Below are 24,771 nucleotides of genomic sequence, written 5' to 3'. Positions count from 1 at the left end.
TCGCATTTATTTTGGTCTACCTTAATTAAACAAGTGCAACTGAGCAATAACAGTACTCACCAAATGATGAGTAATGGGTAGACTATCAATCACCATTGCTAAACATAACAGCATCATGTAGGAGATGGAGTAGAGAAATAGTTCTCTGGCTACAGTGCGGTCTTCTGGTTGTTGCAATAAACACCAAGATTTACGGATAAATAATCCACCTAAACCAGCTGCGATCGCTGCATAAATAACCCCACTGGCGTGCAGGGGATAAAACAATAACAACGTAGCAATGACTGTAGTTAGGGTATAATACCAAATTTGTTTGACTGTGGCTGTTGCACCAGCAATCACCGGGAGCATGGGGATGCCTACCTTGGCGTAGTCATCCCGAATCATCAACGCCAGCGCCCAGAAATGGGGGGGTGTCCACAAAAAGACAATGGCAAAAATCAACCATGCTGCCCAGCTTAAAGTATCTGTCACAGCTGCCCAACCAACCAAAGCCGGAATTGCACCAGCCGCCCCACCAATCACAATATTTTGAGTGCTGTGACGCTTGAGCCAATGGGTATAAATCAGTACATAAAAAACAATGCCAGAGAATGCCAGACAAGCTGCCAATAAATTAGCAAACACAGCCAGTAGGGTAAACGAAAGTACAGCCAAAACGGCTGCAAAAATCAGTGCATCTCTTGGCTGGACTCTCCCAGAAGGCATGGGACGATGGCGCGTCCGTTCCATTTCATAATCAATATCTCTGTCGTAGATACAGTTAATTGTCTGGGCGCTGGCCGCTGCCAGAGTACCACCAGTCAGAGTGACTAACAACAGTAACGGGTCTACTTGTCCCTTGGCTGCAACCCACATACTCCCAGCCGTGGTAATCAACAGCAAGGGAATAATGCGAGGTTTTGTTAGTTGGTAATAGCTTTGAATTACCTGGAGGAATGTTTCGTGGTGGCGAGAGACATTAGTCTCAATCATCTTGGTTCTATTTCCTTAATTGTCAACAATGTGTGTCTAGTCTTGGCTTGGTTGGGTGAGAATCTTTAACCTTGCCGTTTCTCTGTTTGAAGCGCCAAAAGTTGCTAGTGGTTGAGAAACTTCAGCACAGCCAAGTATCTGTAGACTTTCACCAGTGCTAGTTAGGACTTAGGCATCAAAACGAAAAATCAAGGGTTTTGGCGAGGGTGTAGGGGTTCACGGGTATGGGGGTGTACTTATTCAAAATCCTTACACCGTTCGGCTGACGCTCACGGCGAAGCCCCAAACCCTTTCACCCTTATACCCAATCTCCACGAATAATCTTTGTGCGTAAGTCCTACTAGTTACTGGAGATGCAGTGAATTGGTAAATGACTCATGGCTAATGTCCTATCACCATTAGTCAAGAGTCATCGTAGCGATCGCATCAGTTTATCCCCAAAAGGGTAATTTAGGGATTTGAGCTGATAGCTGGGTTAGACAAACTGCTGATTTCACGATTAGCAGCCCAGTCACGCAATGCTAGAACCGTAAAACCCACCAAAGTACCCAACAAAGCCGCACCTACAGCTTGATGAGAGACAGTTAACGGCTCGACTTGCAAATGCAAGCGAAAAGTAGCAACTCCCAACAAAATTTGTAAAACTAACAAACCACCAGCCATGTTTGCCAGTCGCCGCAAAGCGGGATGGAGGGCTGGTGTGCGCCAGGAAATTAACACTACGGCTAAGGTGGCGACGGTTGGCGGGACTAAACCAAAAATATGGCTGTACATCACAGAGCAGAGTTCAGCCGTACCAAAGCATTGATGTAGCGCCCAGCGAGAACCCACAACCGCACCCAGTAAACTCTGCACGTACACCAAAATAGCCGCCGCTAAACCAATCCAGGGCAACTTACCGACATTGCCAGTTCCCTGATATGGAGCTATAGCCGTACCGACGACTAGTAGGGTGGTGAAAAATAACAGTGCTGTTCCCAAGTGGGCGGTAACGATATCAAACCGCAGCAATTCGGTGACTGTGAGTCCGCCTAAGATGCCTTGAAACACGATTAAAAACAGGGCGAAGCTTGCAGCCCAAGGCAACCAGACAGGCAAAGAACGACGGTGCCACCAAGATAAACCAGCAAGTGCGATCGCGCTTACACCAATCAAGCTTGCATCCAATCGGTGAAACCACTCCAAAAACACTTGGAGATTCATTTGTTTGGCTGGTACTAGTTCCCCGTAGCATAGGGGCCAGTCTGGGCAAGCAAGTCCGGCATTCATTACACGGGTGGCAGAGCCAATAGCCATTAAAATCAACGTGGCTATAGCCATACGCCACACCAAGCGACGAATCATTTCTTTTGGCTTTTGCTGCTCAATTGCCGCATCATTTTGTTGTTTTAGGACAAATTCGTTCATGAACGATTCCTTCTGCCGATCTTGGTAGTAGCTCTCTTAAAATTTTTAATTTTTCCGTACCAACCCATCTCCACCCTAGCGTATACAACTTGGTTTCGAGATGGAGTTTCACCTATTACTTTGAATCACTTCAGATGGTTTTAGTCTGAAGCTTTAGGTATTTTTTAAGATGTGTGTAATAGACAGTTGACAAACAATTTTACTAACCTAAAGTTTTTCTTAAATTTTTCCAGTAATTACTATTTATCCTTGTCAGTATCTAATAAATCTCTTTTACTCAGAAATAGGAAAGTGGCTGAAAAAATTAATAAAAATTTCAGACCATTTGGCTTTTTGTTTAATAGCCTAGACTACCTTAGTAAGTGGGCAGCTTTAAAAAAACGTAGTCAATTAATTCTAGGTAAGCCGTGAAAATTCCAAGTTCCATCTGGACATTACTGATTGGCATCGGGTTGACGTTAGCCAGTCTTTGGTACGGTCAGAATCACGGTCTGTTGCCAACAGCAGCCTCAGATGAAGCCGTCTTAATTGATGGTTTATTTAACTCGATGATGACCGTTTCCGTCGGTATATTTTTGCTTGTTGAAGGTGCTTTAATCTACTCTGTAATTAAATATCGTCGCCGTCCTGGTGATCAAGGAGACGGGCCACCAGTGGAAGGTAACGTCCCGCTAGAAATCCTCTGGACGGCGATCCCCGCCATTATCGTCATCGGTATTTCTGTTTATAGCTTTGAAGTTTATAACGACATCGGTGGCTTCGATCCCCACGCTGTTCACGAAGCGCCGATGAATCAAAGTTCGATGAATATGCCAGGAGCCGCTCTCGCTGCTACTTTAACAGAAGCTCCTGCCAACCTCAATCAAGCAAAATCTGATGAGGCGATGCAAGACCCAGCCACCGCCGCCGTCCGCAATGCTGATCAAATTCCCCAAAAGGTTGATGCTCCTGGTGTTGGTAGTGTGGCTCCAACTTTGGGGGCTAGTCCTGACAAAGCAGGTCAGCCAGCGAGTTTAATTGTCAATGTCACAGGTCTGCAATATGCCTGGATTTTTACCTATCCAGACACCGGAGTGACCACAGGGGAGTTACACGTTCCCATTGGGCGGGAAGTGCAGGTCAATATGACCGCTAACGATGTGATTCATGCCTTTTGGGTGCCAGAGTTCCGCGTGAAACAAGATGCGATCCCTGGTAGACAAAGCGAAATTCGCTTTACACCCAAAACAGTCGGCGATTATGCCCTGATTTGTGCAGAACTTTGCGGCCCCTACCACGGCGCGATGCGAACCCAAGTGGTTGTAGAAAGTCAAGAGAATTTTGACAAATGGATGCAAGAGCAGTTGGTGGCAAGTCATGAAACCATGAATCAAGCCATTGCTGTTAATCCGGCAAATCTGACTCCCGACGAATTTCTCGCCCCATACATCAAAGAAATGGGAATTAAGCCAGAAACTTTACATCAAATTCACCATTAGTCAGTCAACAGTCAACAGTGATCAGTAAACAGGCTGATAACTGACAACTGATAACTGATAACTGAACAACTAACTCCTATGACACAAGCCCAAATACAAGAAACTGCCAATAGCCCGGTGCTGATTGATGAGCCAGGGAAGCGAAAATGGCGAGACTACTTTAGTTTCAGCACAGATCATAAGGTGATTGGGATTCAATACCTAGTCACTTCCTTCATTTTTTACTGCATTGGCGGTGTTTTAGCTGACTTGGTACGGACAGAACTACGTACGCCAGAAGTCGATTTTGTCACCCCAGAAGTATATAACAGCTTATTTACACTGCACGCCACAATCATGATTTTCTTGTGGATTGTGCCGGCGGGTGCGGGGTTTGCCAATTATTTGATTCCCCTGATGATTGGGGCTAAGGATATGGCATTCCCCAGATTGAATGCTGTGGCTTTTTGGATGATCCCTGTTGGGGGTTTAATGCTGGTGGCGAGTTTAGCTGTAGGCGATGCGCCGGATGCTGGTTGGACTTCCTACCCGCCTCTGAGCTTGGTGACAGGCCAGGTGGGTGAAGGGATTTGGATTATGAGTGTGCTGTTGCTGGGTACATCATCGATTTTGGGGGCGATTAATTTTCTCGTCACCCTAATCAAGATGCGGACTCCAGGGATGGGAGTACATCAAATGCCATTGTTTTGTTGGGCGATGTTTGCGACTTCAGCACTGGTGTTGATGTCAACTCCTGTTTTAGCAGCCGGTTTGATTTTGCTGGCCTTTGACTTATTAGCAGGGACAACATTTTTTAACCCGACTGGTGGCGGTGATCCCGTAGTGTACCAGCACATGTTCTGGTTTTACTCCCATCCGGCGGTGTACATCATGATTTTGCCTTTCTTTGGGGCAATTTCTGAGATTATCCCCGTACATTCTCGTAAACCAATTTTCGGTTATAAAGCGATCGCCTATTCATCCCTAGCAATTAGCTTTTTGGGACTGATAGTTTGGGCGCACCACATGTTTACCAGTGGTATTCCCGGTTGGTTGCGGATGTTCTTTATGATCACAACGATGATCATTGCTGTACCCACGGGGATCAAAATTTTCAGTTGGTTAGCAACGATGTGGGGCGGCAAAATTCAACTCAACTCCGCCATGTTATTTGCCATTGGTTTTGTTGGTACCTTTGTCATTGGTGGTATCAGTGGTGTCATGTTGGCGGCTGTACCCTTTGATATCCATGTTCACGATACTTATTTTGTCGTGGCGCACCTCCACTATGTCTTGTTTGGTGGTAGCGTGTTGGGGATTTTTGCCGCTATATATCATTGGTTCCCGAAGATGACGGGACGAATGGTCAACGAATTTTGGGGTAAGGTGCATTTTGCGCTGACCATTGTGGGTCTGAATATGACCTTCTTACCGATGCACAAGCTAGGGATGATGGGGATGAACCGCCGCGTCGCTCAGTATGACCCCAAATTCACGCTGCTGAATGAAATTTGTACTTATGGCGCTTACATACTTGCTGTTTCCACCTTTCCATTCATTATTAATGTGATTTGGAGTTGGTTGTATGGCGAGAAGGCTGGTAATAATCCTTGGCGGGCGCTTACCCTAGAGTGGATGACAACTTCCCCACCAGCAATTGAAAATTTTGAGGGATACCCCGTATTGGCTACAGGGCCTTACGACTACGGCTTAGAAAGAGCGGCCGAAGGTGTGCCATTATCCGATCCCAATCCTTTATTATCGGCTGGCCCCAACTCAGTACTCCGTGCTGATCCTGATGAGCCATATCCCACCATTGAGTCTGACTTGGAACAGCGTGTTTCTGGGACTAGGGATTAGTGGTGGTCAGATCCCCGACTTCTTAGAGAAGTCGGGGATCTAGCAGCCATACTGCATTTTTCATACTTCATACTTCACACTTTATAAAAATTCATGCAAAGTCAAACCATTGACCCAGCTAAAACCGAACTTAATCATCATCACAGTGCAGCCACAGTTGATCATCACGAAGCGCATCCAGATCATCGCTTGTTTGGTTTGTTTGTCTTCTTGGTGGCTGAAGGGATGATTTTTATGGGCTTGTTCGGAGCCTATTTAGCTTTTCGTTCCACCTTACCTGTGTGGCCGCCGGCGGGTACTCCAGAGTTAGAATTATTGCTGCCTGGAGTCAACACCGTTAATCTAATTGCCAGCAGTTTTGTGATGCACAATGCTGATACGGCGATTAAAAAGAATGATGCCAAAGGTGCGCGAATTTGGTTAGCTATCACCGCCGCAATGGGGGCGATTTTCTTAGCGGGGCAGGTATATGAATATATGCACCTAGAATTTGGTTTAACCACCAATTTATTCGCCAGTTCTTTTTATGTGTTGACTGGTTTCCACGGACTGCACGTTACTATCGGTGTTTTAGCAATTTTGGCAGTGTTGTGGCGATCGCGCGTTCCCGGCCATTATAGTAATGAAAAACACTTCGGTATTGAAGCCGCAGAAATCTACTGGCACTTTGTAGACGTAATCTGGATTATTTTATTCGGATTACTGTATCTTCTGTAGGTATTAATTAGCAAGTTGTTCACTCCACGCGAATAACTTAAAAATCAACCCCCATTGGGGGTTTTTTTAATGACTGAGGAGATGTAGACGAAGTGATCGCATTCGGTGTAACTTGATGAATTAGTGCGATCGCTCTAATTTCCCAATGTCCAATCTTCAAATCGTAACCCAGGGACACGGCAAAAATCACGCTGATTTCGCGTTACTAAAATCGCATCATTCGCAATTACAATTGCGGCGATTCTTAAATCTTGTGTACCAATCCGAATTTTCTGCTGCAAAAATCGCGCGTAACAATTAGCAGCTTCTTGGGTAAAGGTAAGTAAGTTAATACTATTAAAATAATTGTATGTTGCTTGTAGCTTGGAGTATGCAATTACTAATTTATCTAAAGAATTAGTTTGCCTAATGACATTAAATCTACCGCGAATTTGTTCTTCAAAAGTAATAATTGTCACGGCTATATTGTCAGGAGCAATTTGACTCACACGCTGGCTAACAAGAGGATGTCCATTTTGGAAAAGCGAAACAGAATCAGTATCTAATATCCACAAACTCATTATTCTTTGCCTTGTTCTGCATCCAATTGGCGGTAATATTCTGCCATTTCTGCATCTAATTCGCGTCGATATGCTTCGATATTTGCCAGCATATCATCAAATTGTGGGTCATCTTTAAACATTCCTGCAAATTTCATCCAAGGATGTTCTGAAGGTGTTTCTATTTCTTGAGTAACTATTTCGACATTTTTTAAGCGACTATTCACCAGTGTATGTAAATTATTTAGTGCATCTTCCCGCGTGGCTGCAAATACCTGACAGTCTGGTAAACCCCAAACTGTTGCTTGATATCCATTGTTTTTTGCTTCTATTAATACAGAATAATTGAGTTTGGATAAGTTATTTACTTCATTGTTGTTTAAATTAGTAGTCATAAAGTTTTTCCGAATTATGTAGAGTGAGGAAATTTTTATTGTAATTTGTCTTATTTTCATATTTTGACATAAATTCAGATTGAGATCCCCGACTTCTTAAAGAAGTCGGGGATCTTATCTTGCGCCATAATTCTGCTGCAACTTTCCAAAATCGCGCGATATCATAGCAACAGTAACTATAGTCACTACTTAAGTAACCGTGGCTTTCACCTTCACCTTTGCTCTTAGCCAAAATCAAACTTTTGAATTGCGCTGCAATTATGGTACACGCCGTCTAGATGCTGATAAGTTAGCCAGTTTAATTAATCTGTGTGAAGAAAAATATTATGCTCAAAGGCTGGATGACACCGCACAATTGCGGAATATTGGGCGTGAACTGTATTCTTGGCTGGATGGTAAGGAAGGATGGCTAAGGAGGGCGTTAGATGAGACAGATGAAGGGCGCATATATTTAGATTTAATTCAAACCAGTGAAGCACAAAGTTTAAACCCCCAAACGCAGAAAGTAGCGTTAGGCTTGGCACATTTGCCTTGGGAATTGTTACATGATGGCACAGTGTTTTTACTGCAAAGACATAATGCACCTGTACCTGTGCGGACTGTACAGCAAAGAAATACTAGTGTTTTGGATGTCCAAAATCGGCCGTTGCGGCTGTTGTTTATGGCGACATCACCAGAACACCCAGGCATTGCGCCGCTACAATTTGAGGAAGAAGAAAAAAATATCCTCACAGCCACAAAAGAGCAGCCTTTGGCTTTGATTGTCGAGGAAAGTGGCTCCGTTATTGAATTGGGGAATTTAGTTCAGTCGGAAGCAAAAGATTATTTTGATGTGTTCCATTTGACGGGACATGGTGTAATTTATACAGAGGCAGAGTTAGGGCGATATTTGCCTAAAGGTCGCAAAATTAAGGACTATACACCATGCTTCATTACAGAAGATGATGAGGGAAAAGTAGAATTTACTACCGTTGATGATTTAGCAAAAGCTTTTCAAAATCGCTTTCCGCGTGTGGTGTTTCTCTCTGGCTGTCATACTGGGCAAATTGCCAACCAAGGAACAGTCCCTTCAATGGCGCAGGCTTTAGTGAAAGCGGGTGCGGGTGTAGTTTTGGGTTGGGCGCGTCCAGTTTTTGATAGAACTGGTATTATTGCGGCTCAGGCACTTTATCACGCTTTGGCGACTGGGGCGACGGTGGAAGATGCTGTCAAAGCTGCACAGCAAGAAATGATTGCTCAAGAATGCAGCGATTGGCATTTGTTGAGGATTTATCGGGATAGTCGCGCTATTGGGGAATTAGTCACACCGTTAAATACTAAAAAGCGAGAAAAGCTGAAGTTTACACCGCCTGAAAGTGAATTTCTGGATGAAAATAACATCGTTAAAGTTGCTAGTCATGGGGAGTTTGTCGGGCGACGAAAAGCATTACAACGAGGAATGCGGGCGTTAAAACAAACTAGCGATGATATTGGCGTATTTATTGCGGGGATGGGAGGCTTGGGTAAGAGTTCCCTGGCGGCGCGGTTGTGTACGCGGGTGCAAGCGCAACGCCCGAAATTTGAACGGGTGGTGTTGATTGGGGTGGTGGATGAGGTAGGGTTAATTAACAAGCTGGCGAGTAAGTATGAACGGTTTGCAGGTGTTCCAGCTTTGTTAAATCAACCGGGAATTTCGTTTAAAGGGCGGTTGCAGAACTTTTTTGCAGCGATAGAAGACGAACACGATAAGCCTGTGTTGTTGGTTTTAGATGATTTTGAGCAGAATATCCCCCAAGAGAATGTGGCTGATGGTAGTTTGCGAATGACGACGGCTGCTTATGATGTGTTAGCGGCGTTGTGTGCAGCGTTGGCTGAAAATCAAGCAGAAAGTCGGTTGATTGTCACCTGTCGTTATTTGGAAGAAAATACTTTACCTCCCCATCGTCTGCATTTGGAAAGTTTAGCGGCGATGGGTGAGGCGGATATTAATAAAATTTACTGGCAATTGGATGGAGATGTGCAGTTGCAATTGAAAAAGCAGCGCCTTCTCAAAATTGCTGATGGAAATCCGCGCTTGTTGAAGTGGTTGGTGGAAGTGGTGCAGTTACCAGACGTAGCAGAAGAAGAATTGTTGACAAAGTTGGAGGGTGTACAGCTTAAGTTTCGAGAGAATATTTTGGCAGAAACGCTGTTAAATGCTTTGGAGGATGAGGAGAAACAGTTTCTCGCTCAGTTGAGTGTGTTTCGTTTGCCGGTGACTATTGAAATTATTAACTCTGTTTCTTCTTGCTCACTTCGACTTCGCTCAGTGAGCGAAAGCCAAGTCGAAGTGAGCCAAAGCCAAGTCGAATTAAACTCGCCATTCCCTACTCCCCGTTTACTGAGCGAAGTCGAAGTAAACTCCCTGGTTACTGAGCGCAGCGCCGCCCTGAGCCTGTCGAAGGGTCGAAGTATACTCCCCAAGTTAATCAGCCTCAGCCTGGTGGAATCAGCGACGACTTACGCCAAGCAAACGCCAGAATATCGAGTGACGACGATTTTAGCACCATTGCTGCAACCACTATTAACTGAAGAAGAATGGCAAACCACGCAAAAAGCAGCAACACAGATTATTTACCGCAGTTGGTGGGAAGAAGTGGATAACAAGAATGAAGAACAAGCACGAGAAATCGTGAGATTAGCTGTGTTGGCGCAGGAAAAAGAAATTGCTGTGAGTGTGGGAGACGACATTGCTAATAGTTGGGTGAATAGTAGTCGATATGTGGAAACATGGGAACTTTGTCAAGCAATTCTGCAATTGGGTGATGATTACCGGATTTTAGGAACTATTGCTAGAGCAGAAGAAACTTTAGGTTTTGTCAAGGAAGCACTGACGCATTATGAACAAGCTTTAGAACTGTGTCCAGAAGATGATTTAACCAGAAAAGCCGCGACGCTGCACAATATGGCAGGATTAAAAGCGCAACAGGGAGATGTCACAGGCGCACTCGCTCTTGTCCAGCAATCTTTGAATATCACAGACAGCATCAACGATGTGCAAGGGAAAGCGGCGACGCTCCACGAAATGGCAGGATTAAAAGCGCAACAGGGAGATGTCACAGGCGCACTCGCTCTTTACCAGCAATCTTTGGATATCACAGACAGCATCAACGATGTGAAAAGGAAAGCGGCGACGCTCCACGAAATGGCAGGATTAAAAGCGCAACAGGGAGATGTCACAGGCGCACTCGCTCTTTACCAGCAATCTTTGGATATCAAAGAAAGCATTAACGATGTGCGAGGCAAAGCGGCGACGCTACACCAAATGGCGGGATTAAAAGCCCAACAGGGAGATGTTGCAGGCGCACTGGCTCTTTACCAGCAATCTTTGGATATCTCAGATAGCATTAACGATGTCAAAACTAAAGGTGCGATACTACACGCAATGGCAGGATTAAAAGCTCAACAGGGAGATGTGACAGGGGCGATCGCTCTTTACCAGCAATCTTTGGATATCTCAGATAGCATTAACGATGTCCGAGGGAAAGCGGCGACGCTACACCAAATGGCAGGATTAAAAGCCCAACAGGGAGATGTGACAGGGGCGATCGCTCTTTATCAGCAATCTTTGGATATCAAGGAAAGCATTAACGATGTCCGAGGGAAAGCGACGACGCTGGCAAATATGGCTTATTGGGAAGGTAAAAGAGGAAATAAAGCAAAGCAGTTAGAACTAAACTTGCAAGCAGCGCAATTACTCGGACAAGTCAATGCTTACTTAGATTTATGTACGATTTTAAATAACTTAGGCGTTGCTGATGAAACGAAGGGAATTATCTATCTTGCTCAAGGGGTGTGGCTGTGTCTGCGAGTTCAAGTACCTTTGCATAATACTATAGATACACTCTGGTCTATGTACAATCTAGTTTCCCAAGGCGATGATATTAAAGCTTTGCTAGGTGCAACTGCAATGTATTTATGTCAACTTCGCGGTGATCAGCATCCGCAGTTAGAAGAGTTGCGAGATGACAGTTTCAAGATTTTAGTAAGTGCGGCTGCTGCTCAAGGTATTGAAACACGAGAAGCTTTTGATGCTTGGATTGAGCAGCAACAGTTAAATAATCCTGATTATTTTATCCCGCGTTTGGTGCAACTGCTAGAGGCGATTGTTGGCGATGAGTGGTTATTTGAGCGATTTTGAGTTTTTCCAGATCCCCGACTTCTTCAAGAAGTCGGGGATCTAATCGTCGAGTCAATACTTTTCGGATAAAGCTTTACTCATCCTAGATTTAGATCCCCTCGCCTACGGCGACCCCCTTTTTAAGGGGGTAAAAGATAATTTTCAGCCCCCTTTTTTAAGGGCTACCGTGTACATACAAGTCGAATTACCCCCCTTAGTCCCCCCTTGGAAAGGGGGGAGAAAGAGAAATCTAGTTCCCTCGCCTTTCCAAGGGGAGGGTTAGGGTGGGGTAATTCAAGAACTGGTAGTAACTCCATAACTTGTGTGTACAGGTTAGGGAGGGGTAAAATACTGTGCAGCTTCACATTAAATTGGTATAAGAACTTTTACTAAACTAAAGCTTTCAATAACGCCTGGAGTTTGAGTTGGACTTCAGCAAATTCTTTATCGGGGTCAGAACCGGCAACAATACCTGCACCTGCGTAAAGTCTAGCGCGATCGCCATCAATTAATGCCGAACGAATACCTACAATGAACTCACAGTTACCTTGCGAGTCTATCCAACCTAGTGGCGCAGCATATAAACCCCTTTCAAAGCTTTCGTAACGCCGAATTTCTGCACAAGCCACGTCTCGCGCTGCGCCAGCAACGGCTGGTGTGGGATGCAGTTGCGCCACAATTTTTAAGGGGTGGACGTGAGGGGGAACGGTGGCGCTAATGGGTGTCCATAAATGTTGGATGTTAGATAGCTGTCGCAGACGTGGCGGTAATGTTTGGGGGGATAATCCTAGTTGTGATAAGCGTTGAGTTATAAAATCAATGACTAATGAGTGTTCGTGTCTTTCTTTTTCGCTGTTGAGTAAGCGATTTGCATTCGCCGCGTCTTCGGCTGGTGTTTTACCCCGTGGCGCAGAACCCGCTAAAGCATCGGTGATTAATTGTTGATTTTGAATACAAATTAATCTTTCTGGACTTGCACCGATAAAGTTTTGTCCTTTACCATTACTGGTGGAAAAAACATAACAATTAGGATGAATTTGTCGGAGATTATCTAATGATTTATATAAATTAAACTGATGATTTGCCCGGACATCTAAAGCATCTGCTAAAACAATTTTGCTGAGATGACTAGCTTGGATTTTTTCTAAAGCCGAAACAACAGAACGCTTAAATGCTGTACCTTGCGTTACAGGTTGTTTACTCAAGTGGGTTGAGAAAAAGTCAAGTTTAGGTGAGAAATATTCTAAAGAATTAATTAGTTCGACTTTACTCCATAAATCATGCCAAATTTTATCTAAATTGGTGTTGGCTGTGATTAAGAGGTTAGCGACTAAGATACAGTCCTGATTTTTTACAGCTATTTGCCAGCGCGGTAAAAATATCGTCGCGGAAGGAAAAGGATAATCTGTTTGAATATTTTGGTTAAAAAAACTAAAGTAACAAAAAAAACGGGGGACGGCTAAAGGTTTGTGAATATCTCCAAAAGGAATTATATTTTTTAGACAACTTTTGATAAAATATTCTGCTTGATTAAATCGGTCTTGCCCATTAATTTGTAATTTTGTGACAGCATCAATCGCGGCGATCGCTTCGCCTTTACCTCTATTCTCAAAGTAAAAATTTATTTCATTTGCTTGCGCTAGTTTATCTAATACAACTAAAGGATCAACCCAGTCGAGTTCTAGGGAAATACTCACAATTTGCCGACAATTATTGGTGAGGCAATTTTCTTGAACCGCTAACAGAAATTGGTATATGTCTTTGTGCGTTACAAAGAAGTTGTTACGACATGGTGAAACTGTCATGGATCTAGGAATAGTAAATTTTTTTTAAGTAATCTTCCTAAAGTGTAATTAATCATGGTCTATTTCTACAGGTAACATATTCAGACGACATTTCACCAGAGTATAGTTTGCTTTGTTTTAGGTATTACCAAACGCTGACAATCTATGCTCAGTTTCAGCCTGCAACTAAAGAATAAGTTTTACTAAGGATATGGTTAATCAGTTCAAAAAAGTGCTGACTATTCAGGGCTAATTACTGGGTAAAATAATTAAATAAGAATTCAGAAGTCAGGATTCAGGAGGCAGAATTAATTGGTGGGGATGTAAGCCAGTTATTAATTCTAGACAACTAGTTTTGAGATTTCTTGAGGGTTGAAATTATTGATTCATACCCCAAGATATAGCAGTCATATTTGATGTGTGAATAACCGAGACAAGGGAGACAAGGAGGAGGGGGTAGACAAGGTAGAGAGATGTTTGTAAATCATTTAATATGGCTATATAGGACTCATATTTGATTTCTGAAAAAAATCAGTACATTCAGATCAGGCTTCTTTCCTACTCCCGACTCTCCATTCCCTATTCCCTACCTACACAAATAAATTCAGAAATCAAACCGGATTCCTATAGGCTGGATTCTATTTTGATAAGCAATCAATATTAACTAATGACTACCAAGCAGATTTCACATTCCAAAAATAAGCTGTGGATGGCGGCAATTAAACCACCAATGTACAGTGTGGCGATTATGCCTATCTGGATAGGAACAGCAATTGCTTTTGCCGAAACCAAGAATTTAAATACAACAGTATTTTTAACTTTTTTAGGAGCAGCAATATTAATTCTGGTATGGGAAAATTTGAGTAATGATGTGTTTGATTCTGAAACAGGAATCGATAAAAATAAACATCATTCTCTAGTGAATTTAACGGGGAAGAAGTCACTAATATTTTGGTTAGCAAATCTGTGTTTGGTAATTGGGTTGTTAGGAATACTCGCGATCGCTACTTGGCAACAAGACCCAACTGTGATCATCATGATGTTAGTGGCTTGTGCTTTGGGTTATATGTACCAAGGGCCACCCTTTCGGCTAGGATACCAAGGATTAGGCGAAATTCTCTGCTTTTTTGCCTTTGGGCCTTTGTTAGTGCCAACGGTATATTACAGCCAAACTCAAACTTGGTCAGTGGCTAGTTTTACAGCTTCGGTGATTGTTGGGATTGTAACTAGCTTAATTTTGTTTTGTTCACACTTTCACCAAGTTAAGGATGACATAGCCGCAGGAAAGCGATCGCCAATTGTGCGTTTAGGTACAGCCAACGGTGCAAAAGTTTTAGTTTGGTTTACCGCCAGTATCTATCCTTTATCTTTATTGTTGGTGATTTTGGGAATCTTCCCAGTCTGGACATTATTGAGTTGGTTGAGTTTACCATCCGCTTTCAAATTATGTCGCCACGTCCAAGAAAATCACAACTATCCAGACAAAGTTAGCAATTGTAAATTTATCGCGGTGGCTGTGCATTTCTGGAGTTGTTTGTTTTTAGGTGTAGGGTTTTTTATTGGGTGATGAGTCGTCAGAGGTACGAAAAGAATAATTAACCGCAGATGAACGCAGATGAACGCAGATAAATTTGTACCTCAACATTCACACTTCGACTTCGCTCAGTGTAAATCACTCAGCACTCAGCACTCAGCACTCAGTACTCAGCACTCCCAACTCAGCACTCCCAACTCAGCACTCAGCACTCAGCACTCCCAACTCAGCACTCCCAACTCAGCACTCAGCACTCAGCACTCAGCACTTTTCACATTTCGTCCTTACCAGCGAAAATTTGCGCGTCCGCTTACTACTCATCATGGTGTTTGGGATATGCGCGAGGGAATTATTCTGCGTCTGGTTGATGAAGTGGGGAATGTTGGCTGGGGAGAAATTGCGCCTATTAGTTGGTTTGCTTCGGAAACTTTAGAACAAGCTTTAGATTTTTGTCGCCAACTACCTAAAGAAATTACATCTGAAACTATTTTTGCAATTCCTGATGATTTACCCGCTTGTCAATTTGGGTTTGAGTCAGCTTTTGAGGGAGTAGGGAGTGGGAAGGGTGGGAGGATGGTGAAGAAATCTTTCCCCCCACACTCCCCACACTCCCCACACCCGCTACCCATACGTGAGAAATTCGGGTGTAGTGGGTTACTTGCTGCGGGTGAGGTGGCTTTACAACAATGGCAAAAGCTGTGGGAAGAAGGATATCGTACATTTAAATGGAAAATTGGTGTTGATGCGATCGCCACAGAACTCGCAATTTTTGATAACCTATGTCGTAGCTTACCCGCCTCAGCTAAACTGCGCCTCGATGCTAACGGTGGACTCAGCTATGAAGAAGCCGAGTTATGGCTAGAGACTTGTGACAAAATTCAGGGTGAAGTTACCGCAGAAATTGAATTTTTAGAACAACCCCTACCTGTGAAAGACTTAGCGGGGATGTTGGAGTTAAGTAAATTTTACCGAACTGCGATCGCATTAGATGAATCTGTCGCCACACTCCAACAACTCCTCAGTTGTTATCAACAAGGTTGGCGAGGAATTTTTGTCCTCAAACCCGGAATTATCGGTTCACCATCAAAGCTGCGTCAGTTTTGCCAACAACATGAAATTGATGCTGTATTTTCCTCTGTATTTGAGACTGTTATTGGTAGACAAGCTGCACTTAACCTTGCAGCCGAATTATCTCGCAAAAACAGAGCCGTTGGTTTTGGTGTTGATCATTTTTTTGCCCAAGCAGCAGCAACAAATCCTGAAAATTTATGGAACAACCTTTAACTTATCTGCAAAATTTACCTCCATCTGATTGGTTAATTACTGACAACAGCCATCAATTTTCAGCAATAGCTAAACAACTATATTTAGAACTCACAGAAATATTAAAACAACGCCACACGCCACCAAAAATTATCTTAGCTGAACGCGAACCAGTCAAATTTCTAGCCAGCTTTCTCGCCGCTTGTGCAGCCAATTGTCCTGTATTTCTCTGTAACCCCGACTGGGGAACCCAAGAATGGCAAAAAGTATTTGAATTAGTCCAACCAGATATTATCTTAGGAATCAATTTTAATTCCCCTTCCCGGTTACTGAGCGAACTTGTACTGAGCGTAGCCGAAGTAGCCGAAGTAAACTCCCCACTCCCGGTTGGTGAGCGAACTTGTACTGAGCGCAACCGAAGTAGCCGAACCACCACTCCTCACTCCCAACTCCCCACTCCCAACTCCCCCCAAATCATGATTCCCACAGGCGGTTCATCAGGTAACATCAAATTCGCCATCCACACTTGGCAAACCCTCACCGCATCTGTGCAAGGATTTACAGAATATTTTCAGTTAACACAAGTAAATTCTGTTTGTGTATTACCCCTTTATCATGTCAGTGGGTTAATGCAATTCATCCGTTCTTTTACAACTGGCGGTAAACTCACTATTCTGCCATTCAAAAATTTAGAAACTGGACAAATACCTACAATTCAACCAGCAGATTTTTTCCTTTCCTTAGTACCAACTCAACTACAACGCCTTTTACAAAATCCAGAATTAACCCAATGGTTAGCCCAATTCCAAACTATTATGTTAGGCGGCGCACCAGCTTGGCAAGAATTATTCGATAAAGCCCGATTTCATAATATTAGATTAGCACCAACCTATGGCATGACAGAAACCGCTTCGCAAATTGCCACCCTCAAACCTGATGATTTTCTTCAGGGTAAAATTAACAGTGGACAAATTTTACCTCATGCCCAGGTAACAATTCACAATTCCCAAGGCGAAGTTTTACCACCTAATCAAATTGGGAATATTACCATTCAAGCAAAATCTTTAGCCCTTGGTTATTATCCTCATCATTGGGAAAATCAAGATTATTTACAAGTAGATGATTTAGGTTTTTTAGATAATCAAGGTTATCTGAATATAATCGGACGCAACAGCGATAAAATCATTACAGGCGGCGAAAACGTTTACCCGTCCGAAATTGAAGCAGCTATCCGCGCAACTCAATTAGTTGTTGATGTTTGCGTAATTGGTGTACCTGATAAACATTGGGGACAAGCTTTAACAGCTATATATATTCCTCAAAATGCTCATATTTCTCATTTAGAAATCACAACTTTACTAAAAAATCAACTCAGTAAATTCAAAATTCCTAAACATTGGATTTGTCTGGACGATTTACCCCGTAACGCCCAAGGTAAAGTTAACCGTCAAGCACTACAACAAATAGCCGCAGAATTTCTGCACAATTAACCCATATCTTGCACCATTCTCAAGACTTTGTTGGGTTTCGCTATTGCTCCACCCAACCTACTGTTCTTGAGTAGCAGAGAAATGAGAGTTTGACAGGTATTTTGCGTCAGCCTTGTATTATTTTCCATCTTGGAGATTACGTGAATAAATCTCGTCTTCTCGTTGAATTAATTTGTGGCTAATTAAATCACGTCGCAATGTCATGTAATCAGGATGATAACGACTGAGAATTTCGTTCACCATCGGTTCAGTATATTCAACTCCTGGCTCAAACTTCTGAGAAAGCCATTTAAGAATGACTAAACGTTTTTTACGACTTACAGGAATTTCCTTAAGGCGCTGAAATCCATCTGAACTGTTGGAATTACTGTCTAAATAACTGTGTAGAACTTTGTTTTCCCAAGCTTCAGTATCTATATTTTCAATTAAAGATGCTATCCTTCCTGGCGTAAAAATTTCCTTACTGATATTTTCTAAGGCTTCACTATCTAGCTGATACAAACGGCTGTTACCATCAGGGCGCATAGTCACTAAATTTACTTCTTTAAGTTTCGCTAAATGGTGAGATACGGTTGGTTCTTTGAGTTGCATGAGTACAGCCAATTCTTCCACACTACACTCTTGATTTGCCAAAATACCTACTATCTTCAATCGACTTTCGTCAGCCAATACTTTAAAAAACTGTAGCAGGGTCTGAAACTGTTCTTTTCCCATAATTTTGTTAGAATCAATTCGACCCCGATCTAATTAGAAAGAAATCGAATTAGTTATACTGCCCTCCTAAGATGCAGTAAGAATCTCCTATTGGTTAATTTTTTTATTAATGTCAATTTTGCGATTTGTTTAGAGAAAAAATGAATTTTCTTAAGTTGTTCTTCACATTTCGCTATGCTGAAACATTCGTTAGTTAGAAAAATCAGAAACCGGACAATTAAACAAGGTACATCTCTTGTACAAGCGGCTAGATTTTTAGGCGTAGACCAGAGTACTTTGTATGTAGCTCTGCAAAAAGGGCAAATTCCCTCAACCACCAGAAATGGCAGGACTGTGATTAGTCAAGGAGCCTTAATGGATTATCAAGCGAGGAGCAGACCTCTCTTATAAGTAATTGAAATAGCAATGATTAGAAATTAAAATTTAACCGAGATTGAGTAGCGATCGCCTAAACAATGTCAATGATTAATTGACATAGAGTTCTAGTCTAGCGTAATAAAAACCAATTCAAGATAGCAAATACAAATTTGGGTAGATACACAATGTTTTTTTAGGAAACTGTATTTTAATCAAACACAGATATTTTTCTGGGTAAATTTTTAGTTGATGTTTTGTCAGCCAGACTTGGCGATCGCTTCACCAAAACCATCACCCAAGTTTATTGATAAAGTAATATAATATTTCCCTTGTTGAAATTATGACTACTGTTATTCGCGTTGCAAAACCTGTTAGTCAATTGCAATTGGCTCCTGGTAGTACAGTGACGATACCTGATGTCAGTTGGTCAGAGTTTGAAGCGATTTTGGCGGAATTGGGACACAAGCGGCGTTCCAGAGTAGCTTACAGCCAGGGTACTTTAGAAATTATGGTTCCTTTACCTGAACATGAAATACCCAGAGACCTGCTTTCAGATATTGTCAAAATATTGCTAAAGGTAAAAGGTCTGAGATATCAACCTTTTGGTTCGACTACTTTTAAAAGGGAAGGTGTCGCCGGCGTTGAACCCGACGCTTGCTTTTACATCCAAAATTATCAGCGCATGATTGGTCGTCGTCGCTTGGAACCAGACGACCCACCACCGGATTTAGCAATTCAATCGGATGTTACTTCTAAAACTAAACTTGATGCTTATGCAGCCGTTGGCGTGCCGGAACTTTGGGTTTATGATAACGGCACACTAAAAATTTATCTATTGCGTGATGGAATTTATTTAGTTTCTGATTACAGTCCTCTGTTTGAAGATATCCCAATCAAGCAAGTCATTCCTACTTTTGTAGAACGTGCTTGGCAAGTTGGGAATCTGCAAGCATTAGAAGAGTTTGAAGTGGCGATCGCAAATGGATGACACTTCGGTATAAATATTACACAAGTCGAATTACCCCCCTTAATCCCCCCTTGGAAAGGGGGGAAACAGTAAAATCTAGTAGTTCCCTCCCCTTTCCAAGGGGAGGGTTAGGGTGGGGTAATTCAAAGGTTGGTAGTAATTTAATGACTTGTGTGTACACGGTAGCCCCTAAACCCCTACACCCTCAATTTATTAACCAAACTGCTGTTCAACATCCAAGTTAAACAACATTTGTAAGGTTTGCATACAGCGCCTTCTGGCCTCTACATCCTGCTGCGCTCGTAATTGCACCATTGGATCATGTAAAATTTTGTTAACGATGCCTCGTGTTAAAGCCTCAATGACTTCTTGATGTTTGTCACCAAATTCCGAACCTAACCGCGATAAAGCTTTTTCCAATTCTTGCTCACGGATGGTTTCGATTTTATTTCGCAGACAGCTAATAGTAGTTACAGTTTCTAAACTGCGCCACCACACATCAAAAGCTTCGACTTCTTCATCTAAAAGTTTTTCGGCTTCTTGAGCCATTTTGCGGCGGCTTTCGTAGTTCTGTGCAACGACGGCTTTTAAATCATCGACGTTAAACGCTTGGACATGCGCCAATTCATTTACATCTGAGTGAACGTTACGCGGCACAGAAATATCAAATAACATTAAAGGACGGCCAGGTTCTAAGACTACTTCTAACTTGGCACGGTCAAGTATTGGCTCGGTTGCCGATGTACTTGTAAATACTAAATCACTTTCGGCAATTACAGTCATCATTTCCCCAAGTAGGTGGGTGCGGATGGGGTGTTCTGAGAATTGCTGTGCTAATTCTGCGGCGCGATCGCGGGAACGATTCACAATACTAATTTGTGTCGCACCTTTAGAAACTAAATGCTGTACCAACAACCGCGACATTTTGCCAGCACCGAGAATTGCCACGCGACAAGCTGCCAAATTATCTACTTTGATTTGTGCCAATTCCACAGCCGCCGAACTAATAGAGACTGCACCAGTACCAATACTGGTTTCGGTGCGGACTCGCTTACCAGCTGTAATTGCTTGTTTAAATAACCGATTCAAAATTGTTTTTATACCGTTGTATTGCTGCCCCAGTTTATGAGTATTCTTCACCTGAGCCAGAATTTGACCTTCGCCGAGGACTAAACTATCTAAACCTGCGGCGACGCGCATAATGTGCATCACAGCATCTTCGTGCAGCAATACAAACAAGTGTTGTCTTAAAGAAGTTACAGGTAATTTGCTGTGTTCTGAAAGAAATTGAGTAACTTCGCGCACACCTTGGTCAGTTTCGCTGGCGACAATGTAAATTTCCAGACGGTTGCAAGTGCTGAGTATGGCTACTTCGTCAATGTGGGGATAACTAGTTAAATTAGCGATCGCACTTTCAGTTTGTGGTTCTGGAATACTCAGCTTTTCTCTAACTTCGACTGGGGCTGTTTTATGGCTTAACCCCACCACTGCAATATTCATTTCTTATCAACAATTAATAATGGGTTATTAACAATTGGGGAGTTGTGAGTGGTGAGTGGGGAGTAGGTTTTTTCTACTTCCTACTCCCTACTCCCTACTCCCTGAGTCTTTAGTGCAATTGCAGAGTCTTAGGCTGGTCGAACATGTGGATTGTATCGACGAATCTAGCTGTCTTAGACTGGCTAGAAATGACCAAGCTTTGAGTTCTTGCACCACCGTGGAAGAACCGAACACCGTTCATCAAGTTACCAGAGGTAATACCGCAAGCAGCAAATAGAACATTTTCACCAGATGCAAGCTCATGAGCATCGTAGACCTTATCGGGGTCAGTGATGTTCATAGACTTCAAACGCTCAATGTTAGCTTCTTTGCTTTCTCCAATTAGACCTGTTTTGACTACTGCTGGATCGTAGATCAATTGGCCTTGGAAATGTCCACCCATAGCTCGCATAGCCGCCGCAGAAATCACACCTTCAGGTGCAGCACCAATACCCATGAGTGCATGAATATTAGTTCCCGCAAAACCACAAGATATTGCAGCGCCTACGTCACCATCAGAAATGAGTTGGACTCTAGCGCCAGCATCGCGGATTTCTTTAATCAAGTCGTTGTGGCGTTCGCGCTTCATGACGACTACTACGAGTTCATCAATTGAGCGATCTAGACACTCGGAGAGAATTTTGAGGTTTTCGGTGGCTGACTTGTTGATGTCTACCTTACCTTTAGCGGCTGGAGGTGCTGCGAGTTTCTTCATGTAGAAGTCAGGTGCAGCAAACAAGCCACCTTTTTCCGAAATTGCCAACACAGCCATTGAACCAGGCTGTCCGTAGGCTACCAAGTTTGTACCTTCGCAGGGGTCTACGGCGATGTCAATTTCGACTAACTCATCTGGATTACACAATTCTTTGGCATCTTCACGGGTACAGATACCAACTTCTTCACCGATATACAGCATAGGAGCGTCATCACGTTCCCCTTCTCCAATCACGATGCGACCGCGCATATAGATTTTGTTCATGCGCTCCCGCATAGCTTCTACTGCTACTTGGTCAGCTGTATTCTTTTCGCCCTTACCCATCCACTTTGCAGATGCGATCGCGGCTTGTTCTACTACCTCAATAATTTCTAACCCAAGCGTATTTTCCACAGAGTCCCCCTCTCAACTGCTCTCTATTGCGTTATTTCATCTAGCCATTTCAGTTTTCAAGTCTACCAAAGTGCCGATACCTATGGAAAATAGTATTGACTCACACAATTGTTAATTTTTGCTGCTAATTGATATCAATCTATACCAGTAAAGCAAAAATACAGTTCTTTTGTACTGATAGTATAGAAAGATTAACTGAACTTATGAAATCTCTCAATAGATTACTGCACAAGACCTTAAGACAAACTGATCAATTTTAATATGATTTTTCAATCATTCAGTCGGTATAATAAATATCCTTTTGTGGTGTGTGCATATAACTAGAGCAAGTCACAAAAACTGCGTATAAGTTGACGAAAAAAATTAGCTACAACAGCAATTCATCTCATCACCTACTCCCGACAAATAAAATTGAACCCGCACGGCCGGTCACTGAGCGCAGTCGAAGTGCAGCAACTTCAACCCCCCGTTGTAAGATTTGACATCCTCCTCAGCCTGAAGGCGTGAGGATTCCAATCTAATCAAACAGACTTAACTTTATGAATTCTTGGCGGGTTGACGCTTCAGAGGATGCTGCTACCTTTGTGGCAGTCTGATGCTTTCCTCCACGACCGTTTTGAGTTTCCGAATGTCCTCCGGCAACTTTAATATTAACTGCGGCGTTCACATCCCTATCGTGTGTAGATTTGCAATTGAAGCAAATCCATTCACGGATAGAAAGGTCGAGTTTACCGCCTCTAAATCCACAACATGAGCAGGTTTGGCTTGTTGGTTCCCACCTGCTAATGACAGTGAAGGTACGCCCGTATTTTTCGGCTTTACCCTCCAAGAATGTTCTCAACTGTCTCCATCCTAAATCGCTAATAGCTCTGGATAGTTTACGGTTTTTGAGCATTCCTGAGACGTTCAACTCTTCCAAGATAATCGTTTGGTTTTCACGGATTAGCTTAGTTGATAGCTTGTGTAGGAAGTCTGTTCTAGTGTCCTTAAAAATGAAGAATGTGATTCTGAATTATTTAATCACGATAACCGCTACATAGATAACGTCAATTTTAGCTATGAAGAATTTAAATTAATAAAAGAGTATTTAGAAAAGATTGAGCAAGCAGATTGGCAGTCTAACACGTTTCTTGATGAAGATGCACTTTATTCTGTACTGTAGAGACGTTGCATACAACGTCTCTACTATTTGGTGCAACTTTATAGAGAATTGGTATAAGTTCTCTGATTTAGACGCTTTACCTGAATGAAATATTGAAATATTGAAATATTGTAAATAGCTATTGCCTCAATTGCATCCAACAGGCAATCAATAAAATAAGTCTCATTCTGATTAATCTTGATTTAAAGTCATAAAAAGCATCTTCTGAAAAAAGATGCTTTTTTTATTTTATGAGAAGCCGTAGTTGATTAAATACCGCGTGTCTTAAAGAAATCTTCCCATTTTGATGCGACCTGATCCGCCCAGTCTAGAATGTTATATTCATTTCCTCCTGCTGTAGCAATTACAGGTGTAAACCCTGTCACAGGAATACTACTAGAAGCAGTAATGCTTGCCATACTCACCTTTAGTGGGGAATTTCCAGTACCTGTTGCCGTTGATCTTGGAGGTTTGTTTAAAACTCGATGTTTACTACCATTACATAGATCACGACAGATATTTAGAACCTCACAACTACTAACATAGTCTTCAACATCTTCATCAGTAAAAGTTTTTGCCGCTTCCTGCTTTAACCAATCTTTTACATGATAAGCGGTTACTGCAAAATTGAACACGGCATCAGCTATTCTATCCTGATCTTGGCTGCTAACCGATTCATGCAATTTATCTTTGTCTCGGTATACTTTACCAAATAATTCTCGTGCTGATTTATACCAATAATTTAGACCAGGGGTAGGCATAATTATTTTAATAAAGTTACATAAACTATTATAAGCAGTACAATCACCTAATCTTGTAGCGACTGTCTTAAAAGTCAAGCGATCGCTTGTATATTGAAGGAGTGCATGAGATTGCTACCCTTTGGAAAGTCACTTCTTGTCTACGTCGTTCCTATGGAGCCAGACGCTAAGTGAACGCAATGAAAATTATACTCTATGTGAAAAATCAAAACTGGGATACACCCGTCATAATCTGATTTATGCAAGAGGTCTAATAGTTAATCTGCTTGAATCCCAGAGTGAGATGTTTATAATTAAATAATTGCTTGAACAAATAAAGGTAAATTATTATGCCAGAAGTTGCTAACTATCATCAAAAATTAACTGACAGAATAGCACCAATTGTAAAAAACTTATTTAAAAATAATAGTTTATATTTGGTAAGATTAAACAAAAAAGAAATGATAGGAACTTTGGTGGAAACTTTTGCCAAGTTTACTCCTGAAGAAATGCGGATAATTAAAGATGATGATTTAACAGAAAGAATTAATAGTATTCTTGTTTTAGAAGCCGTCTCAGGAACACTAAATGAATTGACTCCTGAGCAAATAGCAATTTTTGATGCAGTTGTAGAAGGTAAATAATA

20 protein-coding genes are annotated in these 24,771 nt (G+C 42.3%); 10 read left to right on the top strand and 10 right to left on the bottom strand.

Going from position 1 to position 24,771, the window contains the following annotated elements; translation table 11 throughout:
• Positions 1–21: 21 nt before the first annotated feature.
• Positions 22–975, bottom strand: coding sequence for a heme o synthase (locus tag H6G79_RS26795; RefSeq protein WP_190591181.1), 954 nt, complete (start codon positions 973–975; stop codon positions 22–24).
• A gap of 450 nt (positions 976–1,425) precedes the next feature.
• On the bottom strand, positions 1,426–2,382 hold the full coding sequence (locus H6G79_RS26790) for a heme A synthase (RefSeq protein WP_190591183.1): 957 nt from the start codon (positions 2,380–2,382) through the stop codon (positions 1,426–1,428).
• Between the two features lie 407 nt (positions 2,383–2,789).
• Between H6G79_RS26790 and H6G79_RS26785 the strand changes: the two genes are divergently transcribed.
• The 3 genes from H6G79_RS26785 to H6G79_RS26775 all read left to right on the top strand — a co-directional run bounded on the left by H6G79_RS26785 (position 2,790) and on the right by H6G79_RS26775 (position 6,416).
• Positions 2,790–3,860, top strand: a complete 1,071-nt coding sequence (locus tag H6G79_RS26785; protein WP_190591185.1) for a cytochrome c oxidase subunit II — start codon at positions 2,790–2,792, stop codon at positions 3,858–3,860.
• 78 nt (positions 3,861–3,938) lie between these two features.
• Complete coding sequence (gene ctaD / locus H6G79_RS26780) at positions 3,939–5,699, top strand: cytochrome c oxidase subunit I (protein WP_190591187.1); 1,761 nt, start codon at positions 3,939–3,941, stop codon at positions 5,697–5,699.
• Positions 5,700–5,792: 93 nt separating this feature from the next.
• A complete protein-coding gene (locus tag H6G79_RS26775) occupies positions 5,793–6,416 on the top strand; it encodes a heme-copper oxidase subunit III (RefSeq protein ID WP_190591188.1) in 624 nt (207 codons plus the stop codon).
• 134 nt (positions 6,417–6,550) lie between these two features.
• Here H6G79_RS26775 and H6G79_RS26770 read toward each other — a convergent pair whose 3' ends face one another.
• Together H6G79_RS26770 and H6G79_RS26765 are read right to left on the bottom strand one after the other, a co-directional pair.
• Complete coding sequence (locus H6G79_RS26770; protein WP_190591190.1) at positions 6,551–6,976, bottom strand: type II toxin-antitoxin system VapC family toxin; 426 nt, start codon at positions 6,974–6,976, stop codon at positions 6,551–6,553.
• Positions 6,976–7,350 carry a type II toxin-antitoxin system HicB family antitoxin gene (locus H6G79_RS26765; protein WP_190591192.1) on the bottom strand — a complete coding sequence of 125 codons (375 nt, stop codon included), beginning with the start codon at positions 7,348–7,350 and terminating at the stop codon, positions 6,976–6,978. Before H6G79_RS26765 ends, H6G79_RS26770 begins: the two co-directional genes overlap by 1 nt.
• A gap of 199 nt (positions 7,351–7,549) precedes the next feature.
• On the opposite strand from H6G79_RS26765, the gene H6G79_RS26760 reads away from it, so the two are divergent.
• Positions 7,550–11,509 carry a tetratricopeptide repeat protein gene (locus H6G79_RS26760; protein ID WP_190591194.1) on the top strand — a complete coding sequence of 1,320 codons (3,960 nt, stop codon included), beginning with the start codon at positions 7,550–7,552 and terminating at the stop codon, positions 11,507–11,509.
• A 368-nt stretch (positions 11,510–11,877) separates the two neighbouring features.
• On the opposite strand, the gene H6G79_RS26755 is transcribed toward H6G79_RS26760, so the two are convergent.
• Entirely contained in the window at positions 11,878–13,293 is a 1,416-nt protein-coding gene (locus H6G79_RS26755) for an isochorismate synthase MenF (protein WP_190591196.1), read from the bottom strand.
• Positions 13,294–13,939: 646 nt separating this feature from the next.
• On the opposite strand from H6G79_RS26755, the gene menA reads away from it, so the two are divergent.
• Genes menA through H6G79_RS26740 form a run of 3 tightly spaced genes read left to right on the top strand, consistent with a single transcriptional unit; the run spans position 13,940 to position 17,559 of the window.
• Positions 13,940–14,839, top strand: a complete 900-nt coding sequence (gene menA, locus H6G79_RS26750; RefSeq protein WP_190591198.1) for a 2-carboxy-1,4-naphthoquinone phytyltransferase — start codon at positions 13,940–13,942, stop codon at positions 14,837–14,839.
• A 48-nt stretch (positions 14,840–14,887) separates the two neighbouring features.
• A complete protein-coding gene (locus H6G79_RS26745; RefSeq protein ID WP_190591200.1) occupies positions 14,888–16,090 on the top strand; it encodes an o-succinylbenzoate synthase in 1,203 nt (400 codons plus the stop codon).
• Positions 16,075–17,559 (top strand): 2-succinylbenzoate--CoA ligase, encoded by a 1,485-nt coding sequence (locus tag H6G79_RS26740; RefSeq protein WP_190591202.1) that lies wholly within the window; start codon positions 16,075–16,077, stop codon positions 17,557–17,559. The genes H6G79_RS26745 and H6G79_RS26740 overlap by 16 nt, the downstream gene beginning before the upstream one ends.
• A gap of 117 nt (positions 17,560–17,676) precedes the next feature.
• On the opposite strand, the gene H6G79_RS26735 is transcribed toward H6G79_RS26740, so the two are convergent.
• Complete coding sequence (locus tag H6G79_RS26735; RefSeq protein ID WP_190591204.1) at positions 17,677–18,273, bottom strand: metalloregulator ArsR/SmtB family transcription factor; 597 nt, start codon at positions 18,271–18,273, stop codon at positions 17,677–17,679.
• 174 nt (positions 18,274–18,447) lie between these two features.
• On the opposite strand from H6G79_RS26735, the gene H6G79_RS26730 reads away from it, so the two are divergent.
• Entirely contained in the window at positions 18,448–18,663 is a 216-nt protein-coding gene (locus H6G79_RS26730; protein ID WP_190591206.1) for a helix-turn-helix domain-containing protein, read from the top strand.
• Between the two features lie 307 nt (positions 18,664–18,970).
• Positions 18,971–19,618: a Uma2 family endonuclease gene (locus tag H6G79_RS26725; RefSeq protein WP_190591208.1), complete on the top strand. Its 648-nt coding sequence runs from the start codon at positions 18,971–18,973 to the stop codon at positions 19,616–19,618.
• A 192-nt stretch (positions 19,619–19,810) separates the two neighbouring features.
• Here H6G79_RS26725 and H6G79_RS26720 read toward each other — a convergent pair whose 3' ends face one another.
• The 4 genes from H6G79_RS26720 to H6G79_RS26705 all read right to left on the bottom strand — a co-directional run bounded on the left by H6G79_RS26720 (position 19,811) and on the right by H6G79_RS26705 (position 24,146).
• Positions 19,811–21,097: a glutamyl-tRNA reductase gene (locus tag H6G79_RS26720; protein WP_190591210.1), complete on the bottom strand. Its 1,287-nt coding sequence runs from the start codon at positions 21,095–21,097 to the stop codon at positions 19,811–19,813.
• 109 nt (positions 21,098–21,206) lie between these two features.
• Positions 21,207–22,244, bottom strand: coding sequence for a class II fructose-bisphosphatase (glpX, locus tag H6G79_RS26715; protein WP_190591212.1), 1,038 nt, complete (start codon positions 22,242–22,244; stop codon positions 21,207–21,209).
• Positions 22,245–22,761: 517 nt separating this feature from the next.
• Positions 22,762–23,187, bottom strand: a complete 426-nt coding sequence (locus H6G79_RS26710; protein ID WP_396019818.1) for an RNA-guided endonuclease TnpB family protein — start codon at positions 23,185–23,187, stop codon at positions 22,762–22,764.
• Positions 23,188–23,654: 467 nt separating this feature from the next.
• Positions 23,655–24,146 (bottom strand): hypothetical protein, encoded by a 492-nt coding sequence (locus H6G79_RS26705; protein ID WP_190591214.1) that lies wholly within the window; start codon positions 24,144–24,146, stop codon positions 23,655–23,657.
• Between the two features lie 329 nt (positions 24,147–24,475).
• Between H6G79_RS26705 and H6G79_RS26700 the strand changes: the two genes are divergently transcribed.
• A complete protein-coding gene (locus H6G79_RS26700) occupies positions 24,476–24,769 on the top strand; it encodes a hypothetical protein (protein ID WP_190591216.1) in 294 nt (97 codons plus the stop codon).
• The last annotated feature ends 2 nt before the right edge of the window (positions 24,770–24,771 follow it).

Origin of the sequence: Anabaena sp. FACHB-83 (assembly GCF_014697485.1) — a bacterium.
Classification (GTDB): Bacteria; Cyanobacteriota; Cyanobacteriia; order Cyanobacteriales; family Nostocaceae; genus Nostoc_B.
The sequence above is the reverse complement of the archived record's forward strand: the minus strand, read 5'-3'. Positions and strand labels throughout refer to the sequence as shown.